Annotated in this window: 22 protein-coding genes; 10 read left to right on the forward strand and 12 right to left on the reverse strand. The window is 65.4% G+C overall.

The window, feature by feature from the left end:
* Positions 1-375: 375 nt before the first annotated feature.
* The gene (locus MGN01_RS02825; protein ID WP_147045054.1) at positions 376-675 is read left to right on the forward strand and encodes a hypothetical protein; all 300 of its coding nucleotides are present in this window, start codon (positions 376-378) and stop codon (positions 673-675) included.
* A gap of 293 nt (positions 676-968) precedes the next feature.
* On the opposite strand, the gene MGN01_RS02830 is transcribed toward MGN01_RS02825, so the two are convergent.
* Complete coding sequence (locus tag MGN01_RS02830) at positions 969-1,865, reverse strand: HpcH/HpaI aldolase/citrate lyase family protein (protein WP_147045055.1); 897 nt, start codon at positions 1,863-1,865, stop codon at positions 969-971.
* A 291-nt stretch (positions 1,866-2,156) separates the two neighbouring features.
* Between MGN01_RS02830 and MGN01_RS02835 the strand changes: the two genes are divergently transcribed.
* Entirely contained in the window at positions 2,157-2,546 is a 390-nt protein-coding gene (locus tag MGN01_RS02835) for a tautomerase family protein (protein WP_147045056.1), read from the forward strand.
* On the opposite strand, the gene MGN01_RS02840 is transcribed toward MGN01_RS02835, so the two are convergent.
* Positions 2,530-3,426, reverse strand: a complete 897-nt coding sequence (locus tag MGN01_RS02840; RefSeq protein ID WP_147045057.1) for a LysR substrate-binding domain-containing protein — start codon at positions 3,424-3,426, stop codon at positions 2,530-2,532. The genes MGN01_RS02835 and MGN01_RS02840 overlap by 17 nt on opposite strands.
* 218 nt (positions 3,427-3,644) lie before the next feature.
* Between MGN01_RS02840 and MGN01_RS02845 the strand changes: the two genes are divergently transcribed.
* The 4 genes from MGN01_RS02845 to MGN01_RS02860 all read left to right on the forward strand — a co-directional run bounded on the left by MGN01_RS02845 (position 3,645) and on the right by MGN01_RS02860 (position 6,049).
* Positions 3,645-4,859 (forward strand): MFS transporter, encoded by a 1,215-nt coding sequence (locus tag MGN01_RS02845; protein WP_147045058.1) that lies wholly within the window; start codon positions 3,645-3,647, stop codon positions 4,857-4,859.
* A 135-nt stretch (positions 4,860-4,994) separates the two neighbouring features.
* Positions 4,995-5,393 carry a hypothetical protein gene (locus MGN01_RS02850; protein ID WP_147045059.1) on the forward strand — a complete coding sequence of 133 codons (399 nt, stop codon included), beginning with the start codon at positions 4,995-4,997 and terminating at the stop codon, positions 5,391-5,393.
* Positions 5,394-5,524: 131 nt separating this feature from the next.
* Positions 5,525-5,764: a hypothetical protein gene (locus MGN01_RS02855; protein WP_147045060.1), complete on the forward strand. Its 240-nt coding sequence runs from the start codon at positions 5,525-5,527 to the stop codon at positions 5,762-5,764.
* A complete protein-coding gene (locus MGN01_RS02860) occupies positions 5,765-6,049 on the forward strand; it encodes a hypothetical protein (protein ID WP_147045061.1) in 285 nt (94 codons plus the stop codon).
* A gap of 63 nt (positions 6,050-6,112) precedes the next feature.
* Here MGN01_RS02860 and MGN01_RS02865 read toward each other — a convergent pair whose 3' ends face one another.
* A complete protein-coding gene (locus MGN01_RS02865; protein ID WP_147045063.1) occupies positions 6,113-7,444 on the reverse strand; it encodes an MATE family efflux transporter in 1,332 nt (443 codons plus the stop codon).
* Between the two features lie 48 nt (positions 7,445-7,492).
* Positions 7,493-8,743 carry an MFS transporter gene (locus tag MGN01_RS02870; RefSeq protein ID WP_147045064.1) on the reverse strand — a complete coding sequence of 417 codons (1,251 nt, stop codon included), beginning with the start codon at positions 8,741-8,743 and terminating at the stop codon, positions 7,493-7,495.
* Positions 8,744-8,836: 93 nt separating this feature from the next.
* On the opposite strand from MGN01_RS02870, the gene MGN01_RS02875 reads away from it, so the two are divergent.
* Positions 8,837-9,763: a LysR family transcriptional regulator gene (locus MGN01_RS02875; protein WP_147045065.1), complete on the forward strand. Its 927-nt coding sequence runs from the start codon at positions 8,837-8,839 to the stop codon at positions 9,761-9,763.
* Here MGN01_RS02875 and MGN01_RS02880 read toward each other — a convergent pair.
* Both MGN01_RS02880 and MGN01_RS02885 read right to left on the reverse strand, forming a co-directional pair.
* Positions 9,740-10,513 (reverse strand): lysophospholipid acyltransferase family protein, encoded by a 774-nt coding sequence (locus MGN01_RS02880; RefSeq protein ID WP_147045066.1) that lies wholly within the window; start codon positions 10,511-10,513, stop codon positions 9,740-9,742. The two genes, MGN01_RS02875 and MGN01_RS02880, sit on opposite strands and share 24 nt — an antisense overlap.
* 216 nt (positions 10,514-10,729) lie before the next feature.
* Positions 10,730-11,905 carry a hypothetical protein gene (locus tag MGN01_RS02885; RefSeq protein WP_238258006.1) on the reverse strand — a complete coding sequence of 392 codons (1,176 nt, stop codon included), beginning with the start codon at positions 11,903-11,905 and terminating at the stop codon, positions 10,730-10,732.
* 111 nt (positions 11,906-12,016) lie between these two features.
* Here MGN01_RS02885 and MGN01_RS02890 point away from each other — a divergent pair, with 111 nt between their 5' ends.
* The 3 genes from MGN01_RS02890 to der all read left to right on the forward strand — a co-directional run bounded on the left by MGN01_RS02890 (position 12,017) and on the right by der (position 14,895).
* Positions 12,017-12,613 carry an NnrU family protein gene (locus MGN01_RS02890; RefSeq protein WP_147045067.1) on the forward strand — a complete coding sequence of 199 codons (597 nt, stop codon included), beginning with the start codon at positions 12,017-12,019 and terminating at the stop codon, positions 12,611-12,613.
* Positions 12,614-12,809: 196 nt separating this feature from the next.
* Entirely contained in the window at positions 12,810-13,520 is a 711-nt protein-coding gene (locus MGN01_RS02895; protein WP_147045068.1) for a tetratricopeptide repeat protein, read from the forward strand.
* Between the two features lie 28 nt (positions 13,521-13,548).
* Positions 13,549-14,895, forward strand: a complete 1,347-nt coding sequence (der, locus tag MGN01_RS02900; protein WP_147045069.1) for a ribosome biogenesis GTPase Der — start codon at positions 13,549-13,551, stop codon at positions 14,893-14,895.
* Between the two features lie 10 nt (positions 14,896-14,905).
* Here the strand turns inward: der and MGN01_RS02905 are convergent, their stop codons facing one another.
* From MGN01_RS02905 to rpmG, 6 genes are all read right to left on the reverse strand, one after another.
* The gene (locus tag MGN01_RS02905) at positions 14,906-16,033 is read right to left on the reverse strand and encodes a carboxylate-amine ligase (RefSeq protein ID WP_147045070.1); all 1,128 of its coding nucleotides are present in this window, start codon (positions 16,031-16,033) and stop codon (positions 14,906-14,908) included.
* Between the two features lie 69 nt (positions 16,034-16,102).
* On the reverse strand, positions 16,103-16,513 hold the full coding sequence (locus MGN01_RS02910; RefSeq protein WP_147045071.1) for a dihydrofolate reductase: 411 nt from the start codon (positions 16,511-16,513) through the stop codon (positions 16,103-16,105).
* Positions 16,514-16,540: 27 nt separating this feature from the next.
* Positions 16,541-17,293 carry an SDR family NAD(P)-dependent oxidoreductase gene (locus tag MGN01_RS02915; protein WP_147045072.1) on the reverse strand — a complete coding sequence of 251 codons (753 nt, stop codon included), beginning with the start codon at positions 17,291-17,293 and terminating at the stop codon, positions 16,541-16,543.
* An 8-nt stretch (positions 17,294-17,301) separates the two neighbouring features.
* Positions 17,302-18,792 (reverse strand): amidophosphoribosyltransferase, encoded by a 1,491-nt coding sequence (gene purF, locus MGN01_RS02920; RefSeq protein WP_147045073.1) that lies wholly within the window; start codon positions 18,790-18,792, stop codon positions 17,302-17,304.
* A 102-nt stretch (positions 18,793-18,894) separates the two neighbouring features.
* The gene (locus MGN01_RS02925; protein ID WP_147045074.1) at positions 18,895-19,506 is read right to left on the reverse strand and encodes a CvpA family protein; all 612 of its coding nucleotides are present in this window, start codon (positions 19,504-19,506) and stop codon (positions 18,895-18,897) included.
* Positions 19,507-19,796: 290 nt separating this feature from the next.
* Complete coding sequence (gene rpmG, locus MGN01_RS02930) at positions 19,797-19,964, reverse strand: 50S ribosomal protein L33 (RefSeq protein ID WP_007565747.1); 168 nt, start codon at positions 19,962-19,964, stop codon at positions 19,797-19,799.
* Between the last annotated feature and the right edge of the window lie 122 nt (positions 19,965-20,086).

The following is a 20,086-nucleotide window of genomic DNA, read 5'->3' on the forward strand; positions in this document are numbered from 1 at the left end:
ATGTAATCTGACTTGTGTTCGCCGCCGCGCGCGCAGAGGTCTGGTCTCTTGATTGCTGTCGAGTGGGTACAGCACTGAGAGAATTGAGCGCTTCGGCGCCGTGCTTATCTATGACGACCAGTTTGTTCTGCCGCAGGGTCTCGATGAAGCCGGTGGACGGCGCTGAGATATCGAAATTAGATCGGTCGATGTTGCTCGACTGTGTAGCACAATGTCGCAGTAGAGACAGATAATAACGGAAGATATATCAGACATTTATATTGCTACGCTTCGCGTCGATACAACTAGGCCAGCCATATCAATATGAACTTGGCGCAGCGAACCCCGTTGGCTCCCCAACTGACCCATCGCGGGTCGAAGGAATGGAGCTCTGCTTTGAAGCAGATCGCAGTCATGACCGCCGCAGCGCTGATAGGCGCTGGCAGCCTTGCATCGACCGGCGCCGAGGCGCGTGGGCGCGGCGGTGCCGTCGCGGCGGGCGTTATTGGTGGACTAGCTCTCGGTGGCCTCGCCGCAGGCGCCGCTAATTCAGGCTACGGTTATGGCTATGGCCGTTCGGCCTACGGCTACGATGATGGATATTACGGTGGCTATCGCGGCGCTGGCTACGGTGCCTATGATTATGGCCCGCGCTACCGCCGCCCGGCCTACGATTATTACGGCTACGGCTACTAAGGCAGTCGCCTCTTTAGGCAAAGCGGTCGCGCCCTCAGGCCCGGCCGCTTTTTCACATCAGGCCGCCCCTTCAACCGGGGCCGATGTGATGCTGATCCGGTGCGAAGCCGGTGTAGTTTCGTCGCTTCCCGTGGAGGGGTCTCTGATGGAGGCAAATGCGACGCTCTCGGCAACGACCGTATTCCGCGTTGGCGACTAGGCCTCTCAAGAGAGGTGAGACTAGGATGTCATCGGTCTCAAAGTGAGAGGTGACCGCACGGTCGAGTGCGGCCACTTGTCTGGAGAGGTAGCTCCTAACCACGCGCCTCGGCATCGCGTGCCGCAATCGTCTCTGACCAAGCTACAGCGCGGGCGGCCATGCCGATGTGCTGACGCTCGTACATGCGCCCCTCGACCTTGATCGCCGCTCGCTTGGCGTTCTCTGGCAGGTCGAATGCCTCAATGACGAGACGGGCACGACGCACCTCCTCCTCCGTCGGCGCGAAGGACGTATTGGCCGGCTCGATTTGATTGGGGTGGATCAAGGTCTTGCCGTCGAAGCCGAGATCGCGCGCCTGTCGGCACTCCTCGCGGCAGCCCTCCGGATCGGCGATGTCATTCCAGACGCCGTCGAGGATGGTCAGGCCCTCAGCGCGGGCTGCGGCGAGGGCGAACATCATCCAGGGCAGCATCGGCACGCGCCCGCGCACCAATTGCGCCCAGGTATCCTTCGCGAGGTCGTTGGTTCCGAGCACGAAGCAGGTCAGCCGTGTCCGGCGGTCGCGGCGCGCCTTGGCGATCTCGGCAATGTTCAGGATGGCCGCCGGTGTCTCGATCATCGCCCAGATCGCGATGGACTCTGGCGCGTCGAGAGCCTCCAGGTGGTCGGCGATGCTCTCCAGGACAGCGGGCGAGGACACCTTCGGCATCAGGATCGCATCGGGCTTAGCCTGGATCGCAGCCCGAAGATCTGCTTCCCCCCAGGGCGTCTGCGGAGCGTTGACGCGGATGATGAGCTCGCGGTGGCCATAGCCACCGCCCTTCACAGCATTGCAGACCTGCTCGCGCGCCTCTTCCTTCGCCTCGTTTGCAACAGCGTCTTCGAGGTCGAGGATCAGGGCATCGGCCGGGAGGGTCTTGGCCTTGTCGAGGGCGCGCTGGTTGGACCCCGGCATGTAGAGCACGCTGCGGCGTAGGCGGAGGTCCGACATGGTGGTTCCCTTTGGCATGGCGCTGCCCCCCTTAATGTGCGCGGCGATGGATGCGGTTCTTTTGCATTCATAATGCGCAGGAATCGACATCGTCTTGGGTCGAGCTTACGGCATCCCGGCCTGCGACTGCCACAACACCAAAATTTTCCGCGTAGGTAAGCCGGTGACGCCTTCTCAGGCCTGTGCCCAGCCGGTTTGGCGATGGCGGCTCGAATGGCTACCTCTCGCAGGTCAATGCAACGGCAGCGGTCGGCCGCGCACTTGTCTCCACCCAAGCTCCACAGGAATCCCATGCCTCTACTTCGCTTCGACCTGATCGAGGGCCGTTCCGAGTCCGAACTCAAGACGCTGCTCGACGCCGCGCACGAGGCGATGCTCGAGGCGTTTCAGGTCCCACCCGGTGACCGCTACCAGATCGTCACCGAGCACAAGCCCTCGCGTATGATCGTCGAGGATACCGGGCTCGGCATTCCGCGCACCAAGGACGTTATCGTGGTGCAGATGATTACCCGGCCGCGTGGGCGCGAGAAGAAGGAGCTGTTCTACCGCCTGCTCACCGAGAAGCTGCAGGCCGCCTGCGGCATCTCCCCCACCGACGTGATGGTCTCGACCGTCGAGAACACCGACGAGGATTGGAGCTTCGGCCACGGCCGCGCGCAGTTCCTCACAGGCGAGCTGTAGAGCTCGTTCCCTCTTCGACGAGCCAGTCAACGAAGGCTTTGAGCGAGGGTGTCTTGTCGGCGTCGTAGGGTGTCAGGGCGAAATAGCCCGGCCGTGCCACGCCGATTCCCGGAAACGGCGTTACAAGACGGCCTGTAGCGCGCGCGGTGTCGAGGACCGGAAACGGCCCGATGCCGAAGCCGAGGCCGTCCTCTACCGCCTGCAGCGTCACGAAAAAATGGTCGAAGAGCTGCCGCCGCGCATCGCGGATGCTTGGTAGTCCGGCTGCAGCCATCCACTCGGTCCAGTCGTTTGGGCGCGTCTCGGTGGCGAGAAGGATATGTCCCGCCAGATCCTGCGGTGACTTCAACGGTGCCTTCGCTAGCAGCAACGGGCTGGCAATCAGCGTGTCCGTCTCCTCCAGAAACGGCACCGCGCGATGCTGCGGCCACGGCTCGGGACCCTTCCGGATGGCCAAGTCGAAGCCACCGCGCAGCTCGTCGTTCAATGTTGTCACGGTCGCGACTGCGACCTCGGTATCCGACCGCAACGCACGGAATCGATCGAGGCGTGGAATCAGCCACCGCATGGCGAAGGTCGACGGAGCATTGACCCGGATGACGCGGGACGCGGCTGTGTGCCCGCAGGCTTCTGCTGCTGCCGTCAACCGATCGAAGGTCAAGCTGATCTCGGTGGCGAAGGCTCGCGCCGCCGGCGTCGCCGCCATGCGCCGCCCGACGCGCACGAACAACCGCTGCCCTAGCCAGGATTCCAGCGCGGCGATCTGCCGGCTGACTGCCCCATGCGTCAGTCCGAGCTCACTGCCGGCCGCGGCGTAGCTGCCAGTGCGCGCGGCCACCTCGAAGACCCGAAGTGCGTGGAGCGGTGGAAGGCGGCGCATCGCAGATCCCGAATGATCGACAATCGATCGACGCGAACGGCGTGCCCTTCGCCCAAGACGCGACGAGAGAAGGCATTTGCGCTGCCGATCTAGTTGATCGCGTTAGCGCCGTAACCGTGAGCCAAGCTCACGAAAGCTGTGAGACAATAGCCTTTGATCTCGGAAAACTCACGGGTGTAGATCCTCGGATCGGAAAGTTTGCGAGGGAAAGAATCGGTGTGAGCGGATCCGCGTCACTTGCGCAAACGGAAACGGCTGCTGATGCCGAGACGGTAGAGCCGCGGCGCAGCCTTTTCGGCGCCTGCCTCGCTCACGCCCTGCACGACGGCTACACCGACCTACTCTATGTGCTGTTGCCCATCTGGCAGACCGAGTTCGGCCTCTCCTATGCCGGCGTTGCGGCGATGCGCAGCCTCTATTACGGCACCATGGGCGGTCTACAGGTGCCGGCCGATCGGCTGGTCGATCGCATGCCGATCCGCACAGCGCTCGTCCTGTCGACGTTGGTCGCGGCGGCGGGCTTCTGCGTGATGGCGCTGACGGAAAGTTTCTGGGGCCTCTGCACCGGACTGCTGCTCGCGGGGATCGGATCGAGCATACAGCATCCGCGCGGTTCGCTTCTCGTCACTCAGGCCTTCGGCAACAGCGCGCGCGGGCCACTCGGGATCTACAATTTCTCCGGCGACCTCGGGAAAGCCGCGTTCCCCGTCGTGGTGGCGCTGCTGCTTGGCTTGTTCGCCTGGCGTACTACGGCCAGCTTCATTGCGGTGGCGGGCGCCGTGGTCGCTATCTCCCTGCTGCCGATCCTGCCGCGTGCGATGCCGGTGCGATACGACGGCAAAGCCTCCCGGGAAGGTTCGGGAGATCGGCGCGGCTTCCGACTGCTCCTGGCCATCGGCGGGCTCGATACGGCGACGCGCATGGGCTACCTGCTGTTCCTGCCATTCCTGCTTCACACCAAGGGCGGCGACCAAGCGACCGTAGGCTTGAGCCTCGCTCTGGTCTTTGCCGGAGGCGCCTTCGGCAAGGCGGCTTGCGGCTGGCTCGGAGAACATTTGGGCGTGGTGCGCAGTGTCGTCGCGACGGAGCTGGCGACCGCCCTCCTCATCGCCGTGACGATCCCCCTGCCCCTTACCGCGACGCTCGTGGTGCTTCCATTGATCGGGATCTTCCTCAATGGCACCTCCTCCGTCCTCTACGGGACGGTGCCGGAGCTCGCGCCGCGCGGCGATGTGGGCCGTGCCTTCGCGTTGTTCTACACTGCGGTGATCGGCTCGGGCGGCGTTGCTCCGATCGCTTACGGCGCGCTCGCCGACCATATGGGCGAGACTCTCGGCGTGCTGGCTGCTGCGCTCACGGCGCTTGTCATCGTGCCGCTGGTGCTGGGATTGAGGCCGGCCCTCGTGGCAACCGGATCCGCCGAACAAGCCTGAGCATTGGGGAGGAAGCGAGGCCGGGAATTCTAGAGCGGCGCAGTTTTTCCCTCGTCCGGCCAAGCATTTCCGGTCAATGTTTCGTCATGATGTCGCGCGACACGACGGCCTCGATTTGGTCGGAGGGCGGTCGCCTTGAGAAAAGCTTGCTTCGGTCTGGCTCTGCTCGCGGGATTGTTGAGTCCTGTCGCGGCAACCGCCGCCGACAACACGGTGGTCGGCGTCGGCACCGGAGCCGTTGCGGGAGCTCTCGTCGGTGGACCGGTCGGCGCCGTCGTCGGCGCGGTGGCTGGCGGCTTCATTGGCTCCAACAGCCGCAGTGCACGTCCGCGTCATGTACGCCGTGCTCGCTCGAGCTATCGCCGCCGCGCCGCGGCCGGCCCGGACATGCAGCGCGCCCGCGTGGCCGAGCGCGCGCCGATCCAGGAACGGGGTCGGCCCGCAGCCTCCGAGATCAGCGCGCAGCCACGATCCGAGACCACCGGCAGCACGCCGCGGGGATCCGGATCGCAGGGCTGGCAGGATCCGAACTAGCTCTCACAAGCCACCTGTCTCCCAGAAAACACACCCGGCGAAATGACGAACGTGATCACCCAGCTGCCATTTTCATGACGCGATGCTCGGCGCAGGATCGCTGAACGAAAGCGACAGCGAGCAAGGATGCCATGATCGATCCAGCCGCCAGCTTCCTGAATGTCGGTGCCTCCCGAATGGGGCACCCGAGAAGCGATACCCAGACCGGTCTCGCCATCGGACGGGTGACCAAGGGGGTCGCCACCGCCATCGGTAAGTCACTCGCCGTCGATCGCGACGCCGCTCTTCCCGAAACCCTCGCCTCCCTCGTCGAGCGCCTGCAGACAGGTCCGCTCGGTCAGACGCAACTCAAGCCACGACGAGCCGCCTGAATGTCAAAGCCCGATCGTATGCTCTCCGCCGATGCCACCGTGGTCCGTTTCCCGCTCAGTGCCGCCGAGGCGGTCGCCGACGAGAACGTCGCCTCCGTGATCCAGGTCCTGCAGGACCAGCTCCAACTTGCCCGCGAAGGCAAGCTGCGCTCGGTTGCCGTGGTCTCGGTCTCGAACGACGGGGCTGCTATCGGCACGCAGTGGTCCTGCACCAACGGCGACGTCGCCAGCCTCATCGGCAAGCTCGCCGTGCTCTCCCACGACATGATGGCCGCCCGGAACTGATCTTCTTTTCGGCTCGACTGCCACAATCTGCAAAGGCCGCCCGTTGCCGACGGGCGGCTTTTTCTATGCGGTCTCAGGAAAAGTCCGCCGGCTGAGCCTCGAATAGAGCAGCCCCTGCCCGATCCCGCGCGCCGCGAGGAACAGCAGGAAGGCGGTCCATAATCCGGTGTTGCCCCAGCCCAGGCCCTGAAAGCCAGCCAGCGCCAGCAAGTAGGCGGTGACGGCAGCCAGCATCAGGTCGCGCATCGCACGCGTCCAGGTCGCGCCGATGAAGATGCCGTCCATGGCGAAAGGCAAGGCCGCGAAGAACGGGGCCGCGGCCGCGAGCGGCAAGTAGGTGTAGGCCGCCGCGCGCACCGCCGGATTCGTCGTCACCGTATCGATGAAGGCATGGCCGATGACGAGGAACAGCAGGCTGACGCCGATTCCGAACCCGAGGCTCCAGAGTAGGCTGAGCCGTGCGGCAACTGCGAAGGCCTGCCGATCGCGTGCCCCGACCGCCTGACCGCAGGCAGCTTCCGAGGCGACGGTGAAGCCATCGAGGAAGAATCCGCCGATCAGAAAGAGATTCCAGAGTACCGCGTTCGCCGCCAGGGTCACGTCGCCGAAACGTGCGCCTACGGCCGAGAACAGGACGATCGCCGCAACGAGTGCCAGGGTACGTATCAGCACGTCGGCATTGATCTTCAGCGTCCGGGCGAGTGCTGCCGCATCGAGCACGTCGGCCCAGCCGACAGCGAAGGGCCGAGTGCCAAGGCGATGGACGATGGCAAGGCCGAGTGCGGTCCCGGCGGCATCCGAGACGAGCGCCGAGACGGCTGCCCCGGCGATGCCGAACCCAGCGCCGATCACCAGAACCAGCGTCAGGGCGATGTTCGTCAGGTTGATCGCCACTTGTATGAACAGGCCGAGATCGGTGCGGCCGCGCCCGAGCACCGAGCCGAGGATCGCGTAGTTCGCCAGCGTGAAGGGCGCCGCGAAGATGCGGATGTGGAAATACGTTGCCAACCCAGCCAGCACGTCTGGGCTCGCACCGCTTACCAACGCGACCAGCCTGGCGATCGGAACTTGCGCCAGCACGAGCGTGAGCCCGATGAGCGCTGCTGCCGTGAGCGAGCGTGCCAGCGTCCGGGCGATCTCACGGCTGTCGCACGCGCCGATCGCCTGCGCGGTGAGGCCGGCGGTGGCCATGCGCAGGCAGCCGAAGCTCCAGAAAATCGCATCGAACACCACCCCGCCGAGCGCCACCGCACCGAGCAGGGCAGCATCGCCGAGCCGGCCGATGACGGTTGCCCCGACGAAACCGATCAGCGGCGTGGTGATGCTTGCCAGCGTTGCCGGTACGGCAAGGGCCAGCATGCGTCGGTTGGTAAGAGGCGGAAGTGCGGCCTGCATGCCGGGCTTATGAGGAGCCGGGCCTTCTCGCCGCAAGCGCTCTTCGCCTCATCTCCGCGATGCGTGGTCTCCGGCGAAGTCCGATATCAGTGAAAGAGTGCCGAAGCCTGCACCGACGGTGCAGACCAGCGGCCAGCCTCCATGCGCCCAGGCATAGCCCGCGGCGGCCGAGCCGAGCGCTCCACCGAGGAAAAAGATGCCGACGAACAGCGCGTTGAGCCTTCCGCGCGCCTCGGGTCTGAGCAGGTTCACCGCCCTGCGTCCGAGAGTCTGGTCTGTGACGACACCGACATCGAGGATGATCGCGGCGAAGCCGAGCAGCGCCAGCGGCCACCAAACCGGGCCGCTGAGTCGGCTGGCGAGGGCTGCGAGACCGAAGCCGAAGATCGTCACGACGTGGGCTGTGATGCTCAGCCTCCGGGTCCAGCCATGATCGCCGGCCCGGCCAGCGAGCGGCGCTACGACCGCGCCGCTCGCTCCGACGAGGGCGAAGAGCGCGATATGTGATTGGCTCAGGTTGAATGGCGCCTGCGAGAGGTGGAGCGCGACCGCTGTCCAGAACACCGTGAAGGCCGCGAAGCCGAAGGCCGCCGTAAGAGAGCGGCGGCGCAACAACGGCTCGGTTCTGAGCAGCGTCGCGAGCGATGCGATGAGGACCGGATAGCGGATCCTCGCTTCCGGACGGCGCAGGGGGAGCCGGGTGCGCATCAGTGAGATCAGCACCGCCATGCTCGCGGCCGACAGGACGTAGAAGGCCCGCCAACCAAGAGTATCGGCGACGAGGCTGGCAATCGGTCGGGACAACAGGACGCCGACCATCACCCCGCTCATGACGTCGCCGATGACCTGGCCGCGCTCGGACTCCCGAGCCATCGCCGCAGCAATCGGCACAAGCACTTGGATCGACGAGCAGGAGGCGCCGAGGAGAAATAGCAGGGCGAGGAATGGCAGTTCCGCGGGGGCGAGCGCCGCTCCGATGGCCGACGTGACCGCAATCGCGAGCATAAAGATGACGAGGCCGCGATTCTCGATCAGGTCGGAAAGCGGCACAAGGAAGAACAGTCCGACGGCGTAACCAAGAAGACTCGCCGTCCCGACCAGACCGCTCCAGCCTTCGCTGATCCGGAGCTCGGACGCGATCACACCGATCAGCGTCTGCGGAGCCGTGATGTTGACGAAGATCACGCCGACTGAGATCGCGAGGAACCAGACCGTGGCGCGCGAGATGCCCTCTCCGCTCGGGCTGAGGCTTGCTGACCCTGCATCGTCTGCCCCGAGATTCTGAGTACCTGCCGCCATGGCATCCTCCCGATCGTCATCCATCCGGGGATGTGTCGCGGGCCAACCCATGATACAAATCAATAATCCTTGATTGTCACATGCGAGTTTCGCATGAACACCAATGGTCTTGAGGCCTTCCTTGCCGTCGTCGAGACAGGCTCCCTCATGGCTGCGGCCGCGCGGCTGAACCTGACGCAACCCGGCGTCACACGACGGGTGCAGAACCTTGAGGACCAACTCGGGGTGCAGCTGTTTGAGCGGCCGGCGAAGCCGCTGCGACCGACGGCTGCCGGCCGCGAGGCTTACGAGCATGCCCGTCGCGTGCTGCAGTCGATCGAGGATCTGCGCAGTGGCGCGTCGCCCAACGGCACGATCCGCGGTGAGCTGCGCATCGGCGTCACGATCGACTTGGCGGACGCGGCGCTGGCAGCGCCGATCGATCGGCTGCGCGAGGCCTTTCCCGACCTCACGATTCGGCTGACCTCAGGCTGGTCGCCGTTGCTGATGGAGCAGGTGGCACGCAACCAGATCGATGCAGCGGCGATCACCCTGCCTGATGTCGCACGTCCTCCCGAAGACCTCGCCGCTGATGATCTGCTGACTCAGACGGTCGTGGTCGTGGCCGGCCGCGATCTCGACGTGCCGGACGCGGCCACGCTCGCCGACCTCTCCCGCCATCCCTGGGTCACCAGTCAGGATGGGTGCGGCTTTCGCACGACCCTACGGCGCCGAATGGAAGCGCTGGGCCTCAGCCTCACCGTCGGTGTGGAAGCCCCTTATACTGATCTCAGGCTGTCGCTCGTGGCGCGCGGCATGGGCCTCGCGATCGTCACCCCGGGCAAGCTTGCCCGTAGCCCGTTCCGCGACCAAATCCGGACGATCTCAGTCGAGGATTTCGAGCCGACGATCCGGTCCTGGCTGGTGCATCGGCCGGTAACGGGCCGCCTGCGCAGACCGATCGCACTGTTTCGCGATGCCTTGCGCGCGGATACGGGCACGGAGGCGGTCAGCTCGTTACGAGGCAGCAGCGCCGGATGAGGCCGGGAATGGTACGGGCAGTCCCCGCCTTGCCAGGTCAGCCTTGCCTTCGGCGAGAAGCGCATTGGTTGCGGTTTCGATCCGCTCCTGCAGCAGCGGCAGGAATTCGGCGCGGCTCAGGCCGTGTGGAATGGGCTCCAGGAACTCGATTGCGGTCGTGCCCGGCATCCGGCGAAAGCCATGGCGGCGCCAGAACAGACCCGAATTGAGTGCCACGGGTACGCATGGCACGCCGAGCGCGACGTAGAGATGTGAGGCACCCTGCTTGTAGGCCGGCGGTGCACCGGCGCCGCGGCGGGTGCCCTCTGGGAAGATGATGAGCTGGCGGCCCTCGCCGATCGCCTTCGCGGCGGCCTGGTTCAGCTTGACCATGGTGCGGGCGCCCTTGGCGCGATCGATCGGTACCATGCCGGAGCGGGCGAGATACCAACCGATTAGCGGGATCCACATCAGCTCCCGCTTCAGGACGTAGGTGAATTTGCCGAGGGGAATGGTTAGCGCCAGCGTTTCGAGAGTCGACTGGTGCTTGGCCGCGATCAAAAGCGGTCCCTCCGGAACGCGCTCCAGCCCGCGGAACTCGACCCGTGTCCCGGCGACCACCCGCAGCAGCCAGATGATGGTCCAACCCCAGAACTGCGCGTAGCGGATCGTCGCATTCTGAGAGACGAGCACGGGCAGCCCGACGATCGCGATGATCGCCGTGACAAGATAGAACAATGCGTTGAACGCGAGGGATCGGGCGACGAGCATCAGAACCTGGCAGGTTAGGCGGCCCGCTTTAGCGTGAGCCGCCCCGCATCGCCACCTCCGACGCGAAGGCGGACGCTTCCGATCGAAAGCGGCGTCCGCGAGTTGTCGACCACGGCCTCTCGCCCACGGCTGCAGGTGATGACCAAGTCCTTTGCCCTTCAGGCGCTCGCGACTCGCAAACGCGGCCTCATCGGAGCGGATGGCTGACGACCGCCGTCACGGCCACACCTTGATCGCAACAGGACGTCGGACGAGGTCACGGTTCGACGTAATTTCGCAGCCCTTGGTCGCCAGCGTCGCATAGAACAGCGAGGCCGTGTCGCCGACGTCGTCGAAGTTGCGGCCCTGGGCGGATGCGTCGAGCAGAGAGGGATAGGCGATCAGGCCGTCCCCTGCCCCGCACGGGTCGTCATAGAGCGTTCCGCCAGCCAGAAGCAGGCGCGGTTCATCCCAGGTGAGGAGGTCGCGCGAGGTCGTCCAGTAGAAGCCCGATTGTGGGAAGCGACCGCCGGCCTTTGCCATGAACACGGCGATGAAGGCTCCGGTGCCGCGATGGCGCACCACCGCGCCGACCGGCGCTGGGAACGGGGCGACCGGCTTGCAGGTGTCCATGCGCTTGCCCGTCGTCCTGTAGGGGTCCGGGAACGCGGCGGTGAAGCCGGTGCCGGTCCAGGCCCGCCAACTCGCCGGGTCGGCAGGCGTCTCGGTGCGAAACAGGCAGACGCCGTGCTCCTGATCGCTGCCGGGCCTGTCCCAGCCGGTAGTCGAAGCGAGGAAGTAGCGATAGCGCCCGTCCGAAAAGATGTTCGACGGATTGAAGAAGCCTCGGTGCCGGCCCTGATCGACCTCCTGGCGGAAGGGTGCGCCGGCGACCACGACGGGCGGCTTGGCGCGTGAGAAGCTCAGGCCGGCATCGGTCGAGGCCGCACCGAGCACGGTGTTGTACCAGCACTCCATGTAGGCCTTCGACCGGCAGCGGCCGGCGTGCTCGTTGGCTTGGTACTCGTGGTGCAGAAGTGCCGCGACGTGCCTGCCGTCATCCGTCCAAGTCGCGGTGATCCAGGAGCGGTCGTCGTAGAGAGCCGGGTCGTCCCGCTCACCCGAGTCGAGCACGACGCGGCAGTCGATCTTGAGATGATCGAGGTCGGGGCCACGCAGCGCGCGGTTTCGATAATGCATCCCGAACAGAGCCACCGCTCCGGCCCCATCGCGAAAGGCGCGTGCCGGCGCATCGGGCACGTCAGCCCCGTCGCAGGCATCGCGGCGGGCGACGAAGACGGGCGCGGCCGGCCCGACCAGCGTTAATGCGGAGAGCGGTGGCTCCCCGGCCGCGAAGGCTGTGCCGGTGAGTGCCAGCAGACCGAAGAGGCCGGCGAGGATGCAGAGGATCATTGAGGCGGCCTGGACAACTGCAGCAGAGTCAGTCTTGAACCGTTACGGAGAGCTTGTCGGCGTGCCGTTCGCTCAACGGCGTCCACATCGGGAAGGTCGCTCGGGCGAAATATGTCAATCCTGATCCTCGGCCTCGTGGTGTTTCTCGGCACCCATGCCTTCACCATGCTGCGCGGGCCGCGCGCCGAGCTGATCGGGCACCTCGGCGATAAGCGCTACAAAGCGATGTACACAATCCTCTCGCTCCTCGGCTTGGCGCTGATGATCTGGGGATTCGGCCGCTACCGCGCGGACGGCATGATCCCCGTTTGGGATCCGCCGGTCTGGACCCGCCATCTCGCGCTGCTGCTGACGCTGTTCGCCTTCATCAGCATCGCTGCGATGGGGCCGAAGCCGAGCCATATCCAGGCTGCGGTGAAGCATCCGATGCTGCTCGCGGTGAAGATTTGGGCGACGGCGCATCTGCTCGCCAACGGCGATCTCGGCTCGATCCTGTTGTTCGGCGGGTTTCTCGCCTGGGCGGTGGCGGCCCGGATCAGCCTCAAGCGTCGTACGGACGAGCCCGCGGGCAAGCTGCCAAAACCTGCACCGACCGGTTGGCGCCGGGACGTCACCGCAGTGGCGGCAGGCTTGGTTGTCTGGTTACTGTTCGCGCGCTTCCTCCATCCCGTGCTGATCGGCGTGCCTGTCTGGCCGGGACAGGCTTGATGTCCTCATCATCCTTGTGAGGCGAAGCCGAAGTTATCCAAGGCAGGCGAGCCGGTGTTGCGCCTTGAATTGTCCCGCGTCGCTCGACATGACGAGGAGCAGCGCATTCGCATTCGCCAAAGCCGGGTCGTCGTGCTAGGCGCGCGCCCTTGAGATGGTTGAGGCGGGCTCGGCCCGAATGGGCACCCGGAACGGAATGGCCGAGAACAACGAGTTCTTCCGCGAAGTCGAAGAGGACTATCGCCGCGATCAGATTGCCGCGATCTGGAAGCGCTATAGCGCGCTGATCATCGCAGCGGCGGTGCTGCTGACGGCTGGCGTCGGCGGTTGGCGCTACTGGCAGCACGCCCAGCGCGAGCGGGCCGAGCAGGCCTCCGAGCAGTTCGACAAGGCCACCAAGCTCGCCGCCGATGGCAACAGCGCCGAGGCCGAAAGGGCTTTCCAGAGCCTGAGCGCGGACGGCACGGGCGGCTACAGAATCCTCGCGCGCTTCCGCGCCGCCGCCGATCTCTCCAAGCGCGACGCTGCCGCAGCGGCCACGGAGTATGACAAGCTCGCCGCCGACACGGCCCTCGGCGATGGCCTGCGCGACCTTGCCCGCTTGCGTGCTGCACTGATCCGCATCGATGCGGCCGATCCTGCCCCCGCGCTGACGAGCCTTCAGGGCCTGGCCACGCCGACTGGCACCTTCCGCCACACCGCCCGCGAGATGCTCGGCCTCGCCGCCCTGAAGAAGGGCGAGTACGAGGCCGCAGGCCGCTGGTTCGACCAGATCGCCGGCGACGCCGAGACGCCCCAGAGCCTGCGTCAACGGGTCGAGGTATACGAGGCGTTGGTCTCGGGCGGGACGGTAACGGTCACTGAGGCCAAACCCGAACTGGCCGCTCCGCCTCCGATGACCCGCTAATATTTCTCGATTGTAGACTGACACCATCATGGACATGCCGACCGTCGCGATTGTCGGCCGCCCGAATGTCGGCAAGTCGACCCTGTTCAATCGTCTGGTTGGCAGGAAGCTCGCCCTCGTTGACGATCGGCCCGGCGTCACGCGCGACCGCCGCGAAGGCGACGTCGCCTTCGGCGGCCTGAAATTCCGAGTGATCGATACCGCCGGCCTCGAGGATGCCGCCGCCGACAGCCTGACCGGCCGCATGCGCCTGCAGACCGAGGCCGCAATCCTTGAATCCGACGTGGTGCTGTTCGTGATCGACGCTCGTGCTGGCGTGCTGCCGGCCGACCGGGCCTTCGCCGAACTGGTGCGCCGCTCCGGCTGCCCGGTGATCCTGATCGCCAACAAGGCCGAGGGCACCGGCGGACTGTCTGGCGCCTACGATGCCTTCTCGCTGGGTCTGGGTGATCCGATTCCGTTCTCGGCCGAGCACGGCGAAGGCGTCGGCGAGCTGCACACTGCCCTGCAGGAGGTGCTGCCCGAGCCGGATGATGAGGACGAGGAAGACGACGATCCTCGCGGCAAGGCCCTGCGCGTTGCGATCGTCGGCCGACCGAATGCCGGCAAGTCGACGCTGATCAATCGGATGCTCGGCGAAGACCGGCTGCTGGTTGGCCCAGAGGCCGGCATCACCCGCGACTCGATTTCCCTCGACTGGGAATGGCGCGGCAAGCGGATCAAGCTGCACGACACTGCCGGCATGCGCCGGCGCGCCCGGATCGACGACAAGCTCGAAAAGCTCGCGGTCTCGGACGGATTGCGTGCCGTGCGCTTCGCCGAGGTCGTCGTGGTGCTGCTCGACGCGACGATCCCCTTCGAGAAGCAGGACCTCACCATCATCGACCTCGTCGAAAGCGAGGGCCGGGCCGTGGTGATCGGCCTCAACAAGTGGGACCTCGTCGCCGAACAGCCGGGCCTGCTGAAGACGCTCCGGGAAGACTGCACGCGGCTGTTGCCACAGGTCCGCGGCGTCGGCGTCGTGCCCCTCTCGGGGCTCGCCGGAGAGGGCATCGACAAGCTGATGCAGGCCATTATGGCCGCGTCCGATGTCTGGAGCCGCCGCGTCTCGACATCGCGGATCAACGATTGGCTGAACGAGGCAACCTCGCGCAATCCGCCGCCTGCCGTCTCCGGCCGCCGCATCAAGATCCGCTACGCGACGCAGGTGAAGAGTCGGCCGCCGCATTTCGCGCTGTTCGGCAACCAGCTCGACGCGCTGCCGAAGTCCTACACGCGCTATCTGGTCAACTCCCTGCGCGAAGCCTTCGACCTCCCGGGCACGCCGATCCGGCTGTCTCTGCGCACGACGCGCAACCCTTTCGACAAGAGCTGAGCAGCCGTCATCAGTCCACGCCGCGCGTCGTCTCGGCGAGCCAGTCGACCACCGAATCCATGGCGTGGCGGTTGCTGGTCTCGCCACCGCGCATCTCCTCGAACAACGCAATCTGGTGGTCGGCGCTGGTGCCCTCGCGGACGATGCGCCGGGCGTGCTCGACTTCCGCGTGGCAGGCGAGAGCCTCGATGTCCTCGGCGATCAGAGAGAGCACGGTGTCGAGGTAGTCCGAGAACGGAAAGGCCTGTTCGGAGGCCTCGTCGATGAGTTCGGCCTCGATGCCGTTGCGCTGCGCCCGCCACAGGTTCTCCTGCGCCAATGCCCGCGAAACGCCGCTGAGGTTGGCGTTGAGATCCGGCCGCCGTTCGACAAGGCGCACGAGGCAGCGGTAGATCGCGGCGATGGCAATCGCATCGTCGAGCCGGGTGCAGCTGTCCGCTATACGCAGCTCCAGCGTCGGAAATTTTATAGACGGCCGCAGCGAGTACCACAGGAAGCTTGCATCCTGGATCGAGCCTGCATTGATCATGATGCGCACATAGCGCGCGTAATCGTCCTCCGTGGTGAACAGCTCGGGCAGCCCAGTGCGAGGCAGTTCACCGAAAGCGCTGAGGCGATAGGCCGAGAGGCCCGTGGGCTTTCCCTGCCAGAATGGTGAAGAGGCCGAGAGTGCCAGGAGCAGCGGCTGGAACGGCAGCAGCCGAGTCATGAGTGCGACGCGGTTGTCCGGCTCCTTCACCTCGACATGGACGTGCATCCCGCAGATCAGGCTGCGCCGTCCCGCCAAGCCCACATCGCGCAGAATGCCACGATAACGGTCGCCCTTGGTCGGAAGCTGCCTTGCCCAATCTGCGACCGGATGAGTTCCAGCGGCGAACACCACGAGACCATGCTCGCGGCCGATATCGCTGAGTTCGCGCCGTTGGCGACGCAGCACGTCGCGCGCTTGTGCGAACTCGGTCGAGGGCGGCGTACAGACCTCGACCTGGCATTGGAGAAGCTCGCGCCCGATCTCGGGTAACCGCTCGCCGGCTTCGACATGGAAGGGTTTGACCGAGCGCCGCGGTGTGCCGCGAGTCTCCGCATCAGCCAGAAAATACTCTTCCTCGATGCCGAACTGGTAGCCGTGACCAGCCATTCTACGCTCCCCTAAGACGACCGGTTCACACAAACCAGGCTCGGAGAACGTGTAGCGGGGCCGTTCGGTTCAGGCGGAGCGCAACGCCCCGCCCACCAGCCAGGCGGGATCGAACCAGCGGTCGGCCTCGCCGTCATAAGGCAGCCGAGTGACGTCCCAGTGCTGGATGTACTTGGCGTAGACGTTCCAGACCGCGATGCCGCCGCCGACGAAGATGCGCCGTCCGGGATAGCGTGCCAGTACCTGCTCCGGATCCTCGTGCGAGCGGATCACGTCGATGGTACGGTCCTTGAAGGCGAATTCGGGCACTGAGGCGATCGTCTTAGGCCCAGCGATCAGCACATGGCCCATGGTCAGCGCGAAGAACCGCGTGACGTCCTCGACGAAGAGCGGATCCGTATTGCCCTCCCAAGGGAGATGGCCATTGAGCCCGAGCTGGCCCCGCTGGCCGATGGCACAGATGCAGCGGACGTCGATCATCGAAATACTCGGCCTGATGAGAGAACGTTACTCGGGCGCTCGGAACGAGAGGACCTGTCCCGTGGGGAAATCAAAGATCTTCCCGGTTTCGTTCCAATCCGGCGAGGCCAAATGCACGAAATGCGGTGCCAGATCCTCCGGCGTCTTCAGTGTGTCCGGATCCTCGCCGGGCATGGCCGAGCGACGCATGGCGGTGCGTAGCGGGCCGGGGCTGAGCAGCATGGCCCGGATGGGCGTGGTCTCGGTCTCGGCGGCATAGGTGCGCACCATGGCGTCGAGCGCCGCTTTCGAGATCGAGTACGGCCCCCAGTAGGCCCGGCATTTCGAGGCCGCGCCGGATGTCACGAAGATCGCGCGCCCGGCATCAGAGCGGCGCAGCAGCGGGTCGAGGGAGCGGATCAGCCGCCAGTTGGCAGTGACGTTGACGTCGATCGTCTGCTGCCAGACCTTGGGCGTGAGATGACCGAGCGGCATCAGCGAACCGAGAATGCCGGCATTGCCGACGACGATGTCGAGTTTGCCCCATCGCTCGTCGATGGCCGCGCCGAGCCGATCGATGGCGTCATAATCCGTCAGGTTGAGCGGTACGAGCGTGGCGCTCGATCCGACGGCCTGGATCGCATCATCGAGTTCTTCGAGAGCGCCTTGCGTGCGCGCCACCGCGATCACATGCGCGCCGGCTTCCCCAAGCGCCAGGGCGGCGGCGCGGCCGATACCGCGCGAGGCTCCGGTGACGACGGCGATCCGGCCGTCGAGCGGCTTACCTTCTTGCCTGGTCATGGCGAGGCTCAGTCCGCCTCGGCGAGGAGGGCGAGCCGGCGTTCGCCGGCGATCTTCAAATCGGTCAGGCCGGTCGGATATTCACCCGTGAAGCAGTGGTCGGTGAATTGCGGGCAAGCCTCGTTACGACCTTCCTCGCCCATGGCGCGGTAAAGTCCAGGGATCGAGAGGAAGGCGAGCGAGTCCGCGCCGATATAGTCACGCATGCCTTCGAGATCGTAGGTCGCGGCCAGCAGCTTCTCACGCTCGGGCGTGTCGATCCCGTAGAAATCGGGATGCGTGATCGGCGGCGAAGCGATCCGGAAATGCACCTCGCGGGCGCCGGCCTCGCGCATCATGCGCACGATCTTGATCGAGGTGGTGCCGCGCACGAGGCTGTCGTCGACCATCACGATGCGCTTTCCCTCGACGGCCGCGCGATTGGCCGAGTGCTTCATCCGAACGCCGAGCTCGCGCACGGTCTGGGTCGGCTGAATGAAGGTGCGCCCGACATAATGGTTGCGGATGATGCCCATCTCGAAGGGCAACCCGGTCTCCTGAGCGTAGCCGAGTGCCGCGGGCACACCGGAATCCGGCACCGGAATGACGATATCCGCTTCAGCCGGCGCCTCGCGGGCGAGTTCCTGGCCAATATTCTTTCGGATGCCGTAGACGCTCTTGCCGTTCACCACAGAATCCGGCCGAGCAAAATAGATGTATTCGAAGATGCACGGGCGCATCGGCTGCTTCTCCGCGAAGCGCATCGACTCGATGCCCTTCTCCGAGATCACCACCACCTCGCCGTTCTCGATGTCGCGCACGAAGCGAGCGCCGATGATGTCGAGAGCACAGGTCTCCGAGGCCAGGATGTAACGGCCGTCGAGTTCGCCCAGCACCAGCGGGCGGATGCCGAGCGGATCGCGCGCGCCGATGAGCTTCTTGTTGGTCAGCGCTACGATGGCGTAAGCGCCCTCGATCCGCTGCAGAGCGTCGACGAAACGCTCAATGATGCGCGGCTTCCGGCTGCGGGCAGCGAGGTGCAGGATCACCTCGGTATCCGAGGTCGACTGCGTGATGGCGCCTTCGCTGACGAGTTCGCGGCGGATCGAGAGGGCGTTGGTCAGATTGCCGTTATGGGCCACCGCGAGGCCCCCGCTCGCCAACTCCGCGAAGAGAGGCTGCACGTTGCGCAGCACTGTGCCGCCGGTGGTCGAATAGCGCGTGTGCCCGATCGCGGCGCGGCCGCGCAGGCGCTCGATGGTGGCACGGTCCGAGAAGTTGTCGCCGACCAGGCCCTGACGGCGCTCGGAATGGAAGACCAGCCCGTCGAAGGAGACGATACCGGCCGCCTCCTGGCCGCGATGCTGCAGGGCATGAAGGCCGAGAGCGACGACCGCCGAGGCGTTCTCGTGCCCATAGATGCCGAAGACGCCGCATTCCTCACGCAGCGTATCGCCGAACTCGCCCAACGGATCGCGTTCGCTCTCCGCATCAGGGACGCTCGCGCCGAGCTCAGGCATGCCGTTACCGAATCCTCGTTGCCGGAACCGGGCTCCGGACGCTCTTGGAAACCCGCTACTTAGTCGGCCTTGCGCCCGCAACCAAGAACGGTTCCACGCAGATCAGCGTCCCAATGCCGGCGTGGCAGGTTGTGCGTCGCTGCGGCGCTGTCCGCCAGACTCGGTCTCGGCCGGCGGTTCAATGGGCTCGCCAGTACCGTCGCCCTTCGGTTTGCGCAGGTTTTTCAAGAAGCCTTCGGGGTTGGCGGGAAGCTGCGCGACGAGAGCATCGCCGGACTTTTCGAGGAATGGCTTGCTCTTCGCCTGCGCTGCCCATTCCGGCATCTTGCCCTGAACAAGCCAAGCCAGGAAGACCCAGCCAATCACGCAGATCAGGAAGCCTCGCGCAGCCCCGAAGATGAAGCCGAGGGAGCGATCCACTGCGCCGATGCGTGAGTCGAGCACGATGTCCGAGATCTTCACGGTGATGATCGAGACGACGATCAGAGTGCCGAGGAAGATCGCGGCGATCGAGGCAACGAGCGCGACGGTATCGCTGGAGATGTGCTGCTTCACGGTAGGCAGCAGCATGGGGTGCAGCGTCCAGGCAACGGCAGCGGCTACCACCCAGGCGACGATGGCGAGCACCTCGCGGGTGACGCCGCGTACGGCTGCCAGGAGTGCGGAGATCATCACGATGCCGAGCACCACGAGATCGAGGATCGAAAACGGCATCGCTGTCGGCAATCACGGGGGCTGAGGACGCAGACGAGCGCGGCCACGGCGGCTCCCCCGGAACCGCAGGCCCTCGTCTTTTGGTTACCGAGATATACCCCGCCTAACCTCGGCCGTCACCCATCGGAGCACCAAAACGCGGGCTACGGCGGTTGCTCGCCAACGTGGTGGCGCCCACCTGCAACGAAAAAGACGCCACTCCAGCTTGGAGTAGCGTCTTTTCGAAGGGCTATCTGAGGCCCCGCCAGAAGCGAGGCCCCGAGGGCGCTCAAATCGAGAAGGCTCTCGCCTTACTTGATCTTCGTTTCCTTGAACTCGACGTGCTTGCGAGCGACCGGATCGTACTTGCGCATGGTCAGCTTCTCGGTCTGCGTGCGCGAGTTCTTCTTGGTGACGTAGAAGTAGCCGGTATCGGCGGTGGAGATCAGCTTGATCTTGACGGTGACTGCCTTGGCCATGGCGCGGCGCTCCTGAAGCGGTTTGAAGGGGCATTCCGCTTGGGCGAAACGCAAAAGGCCGGGCGAAACCCCGGCCGAATTCGGCGCGGTGAATGCCCGATCAGGCCTCGCCCGTCAAGGGT

The sequence above is a fragment of the Methylobacterium gnaphalii genome, from assembly GCF_007992215.1.
Classification (GTDB): Bacteria; Pseudomonadota; Alphaproteobacteria; order Rhizobiales; family Beijerinckiaceae; genus Methylobacterium; species Methylobacterium gnaphalii.